Here is a 9,408-nt window from a genome sequence, read left to right as displayed (position 1 = left end):
GTACTGCGTTGCGCCGGCCCCCACCGGATCGAGGATAACCGGAATCTTCCGCTCGTTCGCCATACTGCCGGCCAGTTCCATGGATTCGACCTGTACCCTGTTGAGTGTCCCGATGTTGAGGACAAGGGCGTTTGCTATCGCTGCCATCTCCTCTACTTCCTCCACGGCATCGGCCATGACCGGGGCACCCCCGGCAGCGAGCGTGATGTTTGCACAGTCATTGACTGTCACGTAGTTCGTGATATGGTGGACAAGCGGGCGTTTCTCCCGCACACGGGCAAAAATGTCGGCGATCTGCTGTTTCTTCATGGGATATCACATCCGGCTGGGCCGCAGGGCCCGGTTGCGTGAAGATGTTTGGTAATTCTTACATATTAAATCATGATAAATATCTTTCATAGGGGAATGACAAGGAATGCTCCACAAAAAAGGATATGCGTAGAGGGAGTTACCGGGTGATCTCTTCCATCGTTGCAAGGAAGAGATCCGCTTCTTCGATAGTATTGTACAGCCCAAGGCTCGCGCGGACCGTCCCGTTCGGGAGCCCCAGCCTTTCCATGAGGGGCATGCAGCAGTGGTGCCCGGAACGGACCATGATATCGGCCATCTCGTCAAGGCGCTGGGCCACCTCATGGGGATGCAGCCCTTCGACCATGAACGATACTACACCCACCCGCTTGTCAGGAGATTCAGGAGCATAGACCATTACCCCTGGCATTTTCTTAAGGCCGTCGATCACCCGCGTTGTGAGTGCCATCTCGTGCCTCCGCACCCGGTCCATGCCGAGCCGGGAGAGGTAGTCAACCGCCACCCCGAGACCAATCCCCCCGGCAATGTTGCCGGTCCCGGCCTCGTACCGCTGGTATCCGTCGACAAGCGTATATCCCGAACGCGTGACGGACTCCACGATCCCACCACCTAAAAGAAGCGGCTCGATAACCGATTCCTTCATCCAGAGAACGCCCGTGCCGGTGGGGCCGAGCATCTTGTGTCCGGAGAAAACCGCAAAGTCGCAGCCGAGCGCCATTATGTCGACGGGCATTTGCGGGACGCCCTGCGCCATGTCCACAAGGAGGAGGGCCCCATGGCCATGGCAGATCTTCGCGATCTCCTGCAGAGGGGTGATGATCCCCAGAACGTTTGAGGCATGGGTGATCGCGACAAGCCGCGTTTTGTCCGTGATGGCAGCCTCGAATGCTGCAAGGTCGAACGTGTAGTCGTCGCGGATGTCCGCGAAGTCAACAGCAACTCCCCGTTCTTTCAGCCGGTACCAGGGCAGGAGGTTTGCGTGGTGTTCGAGAACGGTAGTGAGCACGCGATCGCCCGATTTCCAGGGGAGCCCCTGCGCCACCATGTTGATTGACTCGGTGGAACTTTTGGTGAAGACGGTAACGCCTCCTTTTGCACCGATGAAATCTGCCACTTTCTCATGGGCGTGCCAGTACCGCTGGGATGCGATCTGGGTGAGGCGGTGGACGCCGCGGCCGACATTGGCCCGGTAATTGCGCTCGAACTCTACAAGCGACTGGATGACCGGCTCAGGGGAGAGGCTTGTTGCCGCATTGTCGAAGTACACGATCTCGGAAACGATCGGGAAGTCTTTCCTTATCTCCTTAACGTCGAGGTCATCCCCGGGCTTTTCCTGCATTGCTGTCTTCATCGTTCTCTCTCTCCCGATATCAACCATTTCATCAGCCCTCTTTCGGGGTTCGGTCTGTTTCAGGGTGAAGTCTTCGTTCACCGCAATTCCCTTCTCCCGGCAGAGTTCCCGCATCTTCTTCGGGAGCGCTCTCCAGCGCCAGAGGCCCCACTGGCAGTACTCCTCCGGCAGCCCTTTCTTTGCCGCCCAGCGCTCAACGAAGTCGTCCCAGCGCTTTGCGTACTCCGAGTGGGTGGCCCGGATCTGCTCGTACTCGCTCTCCAGCATGGCCGGGCAGAGGTAGCAGCCGATCCGCTCGATCCCCTGTTCGTAGAGCGGGTTCATTGCCGCCTTCTGCCACCAGAGGTAGAGGAAGACCTCGAGGGCCCGCCAGTTGCGGATGGGCGAGACATTGAGCTGGAGCGGGTTGTCGGGGTTCTGGCTCGTCTCCTCAAGGCTTGCCCGGTTCCATGACTCGTACCACCGGTTGCCCTGGATTGTTACACAGGGACCGACCTTCGCAAGGTAAAGTTTGAGCGGCCGCAGCTTCTGGAACTTGCAGCACCACCGGTTGTCCTTCCCTGGTGGCCCGGCCTTCTCCACGGCCTGCCAGAAGTCGCCTGCACCCCCGACAATCTCGACACCCTGCGACTTCACGAACGCGATCGTCTCGGGGAACTCGAGGCCGGTGTCGATGAAGAACGCCTTCTCCACCCCCGCTTTCCGTGCAAGGTGGAGCACGGCGGTGCTGTCCTTGCCACCGGAGAAGGAGACATTCGCGGTGGGACGGTCAGAAATGTGGTGTTTTATTGCCCGTACGGCGTTCCGCTCCAGGTTCTTGAGGTGGTACCGGTTCTTTTCGATCGCCACATCCCAGCCGGGGTCAGGGCGGGTGCGGGGCTCAACGGCAGAAAGCTCCTTTACCTTGATGGACCCGTCTTTTACCACGCCGGTTCCGTACTTTCCCCGGTATTTTACGATCACGGACCCGTTTCTGACCGGCTTTGTCAGGGCGAGACGCTTCCCGCCAACCCTCCCCTGCTCTTTCCGGATATCGGTTATGGTCTCCAGGTCAAGAACGCCTTTTGTCGCGTAACGGAGAATGAACGGTAGGGCTTCTGGGGCGAGATCGAAGACGAACTTCCGCTTCACCGGGTCGAACGTGAGCCAGCCGAACCGCTCCCCGTGCATGAGCACGAGGTCGGCCCGGTCGACACCCCCGGTCTTGTTCAGGAGGATTACCTTCGCCACAGGAACGTCGCCGAACTGTTCCTGCACGAGCCGCAGGATCAGCGCATGGTCAGCGGAGAGGGCGGGGCGGAGCTCATAGGGCTGGAGGAGCTCGATCCTCCTCCCCTCCCGGCCGCAGGCACAGGTCTTTGCGATGAGCGGCACGTTGCACTCGTCGCACCAGTACAGCACTTTCTTGACCGGCGGCTCCAGCATCACACTCATCAGTGGAACGCAACAGGAGATAAGAGAAGCGATAGGGGAAGTAATCCTGGAAAAGAGGGATTATTCGAACTGCTCCACCGCACCCGGCAGGCAGGTGACAACCCCGCGGACACCGGAGACCGTGAGCGTCATGAGGATAGCGTCCACCACTTCTTCCTTCGTGGCCCCGGCAGCCTTTGCCATCGGTACATGGGCTTTCACGGCCATCTGGTCGCCCATCGAGGCCTTCATCGCGATGTAGATAAGCTGTTTTGTCTTCTGGTCGAGCCCTTTCGATGCAACAAGGGCGTTGATCAGGCCGTTGAACGCTTCTGCCACTTCTGGCGCCTCATTCTTAAAAACTTCCATCGGGTTTGCCTGCATAATCATCACTCCACCGGTCTTGCTCCGGCAGCATATCAACCTGTGGCAGGCAGGGTGCAGGTGCCGGCCGGCCCCGTGCCGGATATAATGCACAAAGTATATGATTTTACGAATCCTTGGGAAAAACAGGTGAAAGCACCATGGTGAAGCTGAACGCAGATATGAAAGAGGCATTCTTGAAGATGAAGGTCTTCCCGGTGGCAACGGCATCGAAGGACGGCACCCCGAACGTGGTCCCCCTTGCAATGGTCTCCCTTCACGATGATGAGACCATCTGGATCACGGACAACTTCATGAACAAGAGCATGACCAACATACGCACCAACCCGAAAGTTGCGATATATATATGGGGGCCAGAGATCAAGGGCTGTTTCCAGATCAAGGGAGTTGCCGCGATCAAGAACAGCGGCAAGGAGTACGAGGAGATGAAGGCCGACATCAACCGGAAACGCCCCGAACTCCCTGCACGGTCGCTGGTCATCGTGAAGATCACGGAAGTCTTCGAATGCAAACCCGGGCCCACTGCCGGTTCGAAACTCATCTGATCTTTTTTTGCGGATCATCCCGCCCGATAACGGGGATGTGTGTGAAAAAATTGCTCTGTAGAAAACATATCCCTATGTCATTGCCCCCCTTGCGCCTCCGACTGGTTTGAAAAACCAGGAGGATGAGAATGCCGCAGGTTATCAGACCTGCGGCAGGAGAAGGGCATTGCCCTTATCCTGAACGCTGAAGCGTTCTTCTCGTGTCTCGGGTCTGATGACCCTCAACAAGAGGGATTTTGCAAAATCCCTCTGCTTCATTCCCTCGGAACGAAGCACCCCCAAGGGGGCGGGGGCGCAGACGATGCCTCCGAATTACAAGAACGGGGATACTCCAGCAAAGAATTGTTTTAACAAAAACGAATTTGATGCCGCCGCGGGGCGCCCTTCGGGGCGGCGGCCGTTCATCTTAATCGGAGGTATGGGGGCATCAGCCCCCATCAATTACTCAAAGAATTTCGACAGCGAAAAAAGTTATTTCGCACCGGGTTTTGACCCTGGAGCAGCAGCAACAATGTTCAGCGCTTCAATAAGCTCGGGCAGGATCTCGGCCGGGATGCCCATCACCATCTCGCCGTCCTAGATGCCGGAGAACTTCCGCGAGCCATCGCATCCCAGCGAGAAGTTAACCTTCCCGTTCAGGTAAGTCTGGGCACAGGAATCGGCACAGACCGACTGGATGCCGGCAAACTCTGCATGGATCCTCCCGCCGACCCGGAAGAGGGTGCTCTGCGAGAGCTTGAGCATGGCCCAGGGACTTGCCACAACAATAACGACCTGCGGGTCGAACGGTGCTTTCTCCAGGGGGGCATACATCGTGGCATAGGTATCGCCCGGGTTCAAATGGGCGACCCGGTCGATGGTCCGCTTGCAGGCAGCCGAACTCTCGAACTTTCCCAGCTTGAAGTAGAAGTCGCCGGTCTTTAAGGTCTCGGTAAGCTCCTTTAAGCCCAGCGACCAGGCACCGCCATTGCACTCGTGGTTTTCCACCGTTGAATAGAAGATTTTTCCCTCGTTCCGGGCAAGCCCGACCATGGAGCAGTGCCGGATTGTCTTGTCGAGCTTCTCCATGCCGGCAGGGATCTCCTCTTTCTTTGTCGCGAACCGGAACGCAACCGGGGAGCCTTTCAGCTTCAGGAGGGTCCTTAACGATTCGGCTGCCTGTGCGTAATTGATGGGTATCTTGACACCTGTTGCCATGATCATGACCTCCATCCATTCGGGGATGGCGTTAACTACACCATATCGGTGCGATCAGATAAATCCAGCGATACGGCAATAATCTGTTCCCGATCGTGAAGAGTCGTTCCTGGTGAACTACCCGGTCTTCTGTCGCGTTACCGAATACCAATAATGTCAGGGATCTTTTCTTTCCGGTTCACGGGTAATGGTCTTTCCGCAGTGGGGACAGGGAAAGGATGCAGCTTCCTTCTTTTTCCGGTTTATCTCCTCGACAAATCCTGATGCAAAACACCCAGACGGAGGCGCAAAGAGGCCAGCGCACAGACGCGCCTCCATCCCGGCGGTGAGCTTACCGATACACGTTACAGGGATCATGGCACCGTACCCGACCGTTGCCATTGTCTCGATCCACCACCACATCGATGCAAGGACACTCGAGAATTTCTGCGGCTGGGTATCGTGTTCTGCAAAATAGATCAGGGCAGAACCGAGAATGAGGAGGACGAACATGACAAAAAAGGCGACAAAGATCTCCCCGCGTTTTGCTGAAAAGACACGGCCGAATGTCCTGAGGGCACGGGAGTAATGGCTTATCTTCAGGATCCAGAAGATGCGGAAGAACCGGATGAATGCGAGGGTTTCTGGGTTCATCACGATGAACGGGAGGAGGAGAAATGGCAGGATCACGAAAAGATCGACCAGGGCAACCGGGGTTGCCATATACTTCAGCCGTCCCCGTACCGGGTCCCGGTAAAGCGGATTTTCCGTGCAGCACCAGACCCGCACGAGATACTCCAAGGCAAATATCATCACGGAGATGAGTGCGAATACATCGAAGAGATGAGTGTAGCTCTGGAATACCTGCGCATCGGTCTCAAGGACTGCGGCAATGACATTAAGGAAGATCAACAGGCCGAGCGTACCGGCAACAAAACGACCAGCCGGGAGGTCAAGAGCCCCGCTTTCCAGAATTGCATATACTCTCTGCTTTACTGAATCCGTCATGATAAGACACGCGTCCTGTATGGATGACCACGTCCGTTACTCTTCATTATATAGATCCTGACTATAAAAACTGGCATTTTTTCCCGATACGTAATGGGAGACGTTCTGACAACGCCCGGTCAACGGGGGCAGGGTTTCCGGATACCATATGAAACGGACATCTCTTCCTGGAAGAGGGGAGACCGTGATTATTGGAAAAGACTTCAGAGGATTGCGGATAATCCCCCTCTCTGATAACCCGTCCGATGAATGGACATTCGGAACTGCAGGATTTTTCGATATCCTCTTCAGCTCTTTACCTTTTCCGTACCGCCGTTTTTCTTGTAAAAGGTACAGAATGACCCGCACCGGTTGCACTTGCCTTCGCTACAGGGCTCGATATGGATCGTGACATTTGAGCGGGGATATTCGAGCACGAGATCATTTTCCAGGTGGTCGGCGAAATCGTGCGACTCAATGACCGTGATCCCACCGGGCATCACAAGATGGAACTCGATAAAGATCTCGGGGCCGGACCTGCGGGTCTTTAAGTCATGGAACCCTGCATAATCGCTTGCATGTTCGCAGATGATCTGCCGGATCCGCTGCTCGTCCTTCTCAGGGATGCTGTGGTCGATGAGATCCGAGAAGGATCGTTTTGTTAAGTCCCACGCGGCTTTCATGATAATGACAGCAACCCCCAGCGCAAAGAGCGGGTCAAAGAGGGGAAAACCCGTCAGCTTGATAAGGACAAGCCCGGCCATGACCCCGAGGGAGGTGTACACATCAGTCCTGAGGTGCCAGGCGTCGCTCTCAAGCGCAATCGACTCCGTCTGCTTAGCCACTTTCATGAGCCGGCTGGAAACATACCAGTTCACGAGGCCGGATATGCCCATGATGGCGATACCGAGGATGAGCAGGTCAGGAGTGAAGTGATCGACGGGTTCGCCCAGCAGTTTCTTTGCTGCCTCAATGATGATGAGGACCGCGGCAATGAAGATGAGGATGGCCTCGACAAGGCCGGAGATATCCTCGAACTTGCCGTGCCCGAAGGCATGGCCGGCATCCGGGGGCTCGGATGATTTTTTCACCGAGAAGAAAGCAATGACCGCGGCAATGAGATCCATCGAGGAGTGGATCGCTTCGGAGATGATGCTGACCGAGCCGATGGTAAATCCGACACCAAACTTCATCACGACCAGGATGGAGTTGGAGATGACCGAGAGGCGTGCGGTTTTCTGCTTGATGCGATCGACCGATGCCTTGTCCATGGGCTCGCTCATGGTGTTCTCTAGTACCCATCGGTTCCCGGGTTTCTTGAAGGTATGGGAAAATTGCACGGAGGTGAGGGCAGAGCACACACTGAGTGATAACCGGGTCAGGGTACCAACCGAGTTAAAAAATGCGAGACCGGAAAGGAGAATCTCTTTCTCGTGATTCCATCATCCGGGTTTTTTCCCTTATTGTCGCGATATGTCAGTGAACCCGGACCCGCGACCCGTTCTTGACCGGGTGGACCGTACTGTTTGCCGTGTACCCGAGTTCCCCGGCGAATTCCGCATATCCTGCTGTCATCGTGATATCCGCATGCGCCGGGATGATGTGCTGGGGGTTCAGGATCTGGAGGAACTCGTAGTGGTCCTCACGGTACGCGTGGCCGCTGACATGCAGGTCTTCAAAGACACGTGCACCGGCGAACTTCAGCCGGTGGGTGAGGGCATACCGGCTCCCGACATTCATCGGGTTGGGGATGATATTTGCCGAGAAGATCACCTTGTCCCCTTTTGCGATCTGGAACGGTGTCTCCCCAAGGGCAATCCGCGTCAGCGTGGAGCCGGGCTCTCCCTGGTGACCAGTGACGATGGGCAAATACTTGTCCTTTCCATCCTTCATCATCTGGCGCATCATCCGGTCAACGGTCTTCCGGTTCCCGTACACGCTCGCGGTTTTCGCGAACGAGACGAACTTCATCTGCTCGGCAGTGACGGAATACTTCTCCATCGATCGCCCGAGAAACACCGGTTTCCTCCCAATCTCATGGGCACATTCCGCTATGGTCTTCAACCGGGAGATGTGGGACGAGAACGTTGAGACCACAATGCCGTTTTTGTCATCCTCAAAACTGGTGATGACATCCCGGACAAGATCACGAGCAATCCGCTCGCTGGGGCACCGGCCGGGGCGGTGGATGTACGTGCTCTCGACAATAAGCGCGAGAACGCCCTCCTTTCCGATCTGTCGCATCCGGGCAAAGTCCGGCGGCTCGCCGATGACCGGCGTCCGGTCGAACTTGAAGTCGCAGGCGTACACCACGGCGCCGTGCGGGGTGTGGAGGACCGGGGTCACTGTATCAATGATCGAGTGCTGGGTGCGCACGAATTCCAGGACAAGGGTCGGGGAGATCGTGAATTTCTGGCCTGCCCGGAGCGGGACGAGCCGGTTGGCCACGCCGAATTTCTTCTCCCCCTCGATCTGCTGGCGGATCAGTTCCGTGGCGTACGGGGTTGAGATGATCGGTGCCTTGTACCGGTGGGCGAGTTTCGGGATCGCCCCGATATGGTCGAGATGCCCGTGCGAACAGACGATGGCTTTTACGGCCCCTTCGACCTTCTGGAGAACGGTATCGTCCGGGATTGCCCGGATCTTGATCAGGTCAAGGGAGTGCATCTCGTCGACTTCGGCATCCTCGTGGATCATCAGCTGGTCCAGGCGAAGGCCCATGTCGAAAATGACAATGTCCTTGCCACAGCGGACCGCGGTCATGTTCCGCCCGACCTCGTCGTATCCGCCAACGGCTATGATTTCTATTTCCATGGTTGGTGTATCTCCTGATTGGATTGTTATTCCGGGTTTCCCTGTCTGTCCATCCCGTTGATTATATCCCGGGACTTCTCCCCCGTCAGGCCGAAAAACAGCCTTCCACGGGGCTCATGGGGGATACCGTGTTGCAGGCCCGTATTTTCCATACCGCTGAACATTCCTTGTCGTTTGTACAGGACAACCGTCCGCGTCCGACAAAGGGCAGCAGGGGCCGTCACCACGTGACGGTGGATCATCGGGACTCCCGCCAGTTCTGCCGGGCCGGTTTTGGCCCGGGATTAGCGATATGTGTATTTAAGTCCGTTTTGTCCCTGCACGCAATGATGCTCTGCGTCAGGGAGAACCAGGCCAGCCAATCGGGACCCGGAAGGGTGTTGGCATATTATTGTGCCCATGACACATCAACTCATGTCCATGTCCGGG

General features: G+C 56.5%; 8 protein-coding genes. 1 reads left to right on the top strand and 7 read right to left on the bottom strand.

Annotation, left to right across the window (positions count from 1 at the left end; translation table 11 throughout):
* The 3 genes from CW742_RS02895 to CW742_RS02885 all read right to left on the bottom strand — a co-directional run.
* Nucleotides 1–309 (bottom strand): hydroxyethylthiazole kinase (locus CW742_RS02895; RefSeq protein ID WP_292416202.1); only part of this gene is annotated, 309 nt, incomplete at its 3' end.
* A 139-nt stretch (nt 310–448) separates the two neighbouring features.
* Nucleotides 449–3,085, bottom strand: coding sequence for an aminotransferase class V-fold PLP-dependent enzyme (locus tag CW742_RS02890; RefSeq protein ID WP_292416200.1), 2,637 nt, complete (start codon nt 3,083–3,085; stop codon nt 449–451).
* Between the two features lie 69 nt (nt 3,086–3,154).
* The gene (locus CW742_RS02885; RefSeq protein WP_292416198.1) at nt 3,155–3,457 is read right to left on the bottom strand and encodes a carboxymuconolactone decarboxylase family protein; all 303 of its coding nucleotides are present in this window, start codon (nt 3,455–3,457) and stop codon (nt 3,155–3,157) included.
* A 140-nt stretch (nt 3,458–3,597) separates the two neighbouring features.
* On the opposite strand from CW742_RS02885, the gene CW742_RS02880 reads away from it, so the two are divergent.
* On the top strand, nt 3,598–4,002 hold the full coding sequence (locus CW742_RS02880; protein ID WP_292416197.1) for a pyridoxamine 5'-phosphate oxidase family protein: 405 nt from the start codon (nt 3,598–3,600) through the stop codon (nt 4,000–4,002).
* A 576-nt stretch (nt 4,003–4,578) separates the two neighbouring features.
* Here CW742_RS02880 and CW742_RS02875 read toward each other — a convergent pair.
* The 4 genes from CW742_RS02875 to CW742_RS02860 all read right to left on the bottom strand — a co-directional run bounded on the left by CW742_RS02875 (nt 4,579) and on the right by CW742_RS02860 (nt 8,979).
* On the bottom strand, nt 4,579–5,199 hold the full coding sequence (locus tag CW742_RS02875) for a DUF169 domain-containing protein (protein WP_342764854.1): 621 nt from the start codon (nt 5,197–5,199) through the stop codon (nt 4,579–4,581).
* A gap of 156 nt (nt 5,200–5,355) precedes the next feature.
* Nucleotides 5,356–6,186: an ion transporter gene (locus CW742_RS02870; protein WP_292416195.1), complete on the bottom strand. Its 831-nt coding sequence runs from the start codon at nt 6,184–6,186 to the stop codon at nt 5,356–5,358.
* Between the two features lie 287 nt (nt 6,187–6,473).
* A complete protein-coding gene (locus tag CW742_RS02865; protein WP_292416193.1) occupies nt 6,474–7,448 on the bottom strand; it encodes a cation diffusion facilitator family transporter in 975 nt (324 codons plus the stop codon).
* Between the two features lie 193 nt (nt 7,449–7,641).
* On the bottom strand, nt 7,642–8,979 hold the full coding sequence (locus tag CW742_RS02860; protein ID WP_292416190.1) for an RNase J family beta-CASP ribonuclease: 1,338 nt from the start codon (nt 8,977–8,979) through the stop codon (nt 7,642–7,644).
* Nucleotides 8,980–9,408: the final 429 nt, after the last annotated feature.

This window comes from Methanoregula sp., assembly GCF_002835825.1.
Taxonomy (GTDB): Archaea; Halobacteriota; Methanomicrobia; order Methanomicrobiales; family Methanospirillaceae; genus Methanoregula.
The sequence above is the reverse complement of the archived record's forward strand: the minus strand, read 5'-3'. Positions and strand labels throughout refer to the sequence as shown.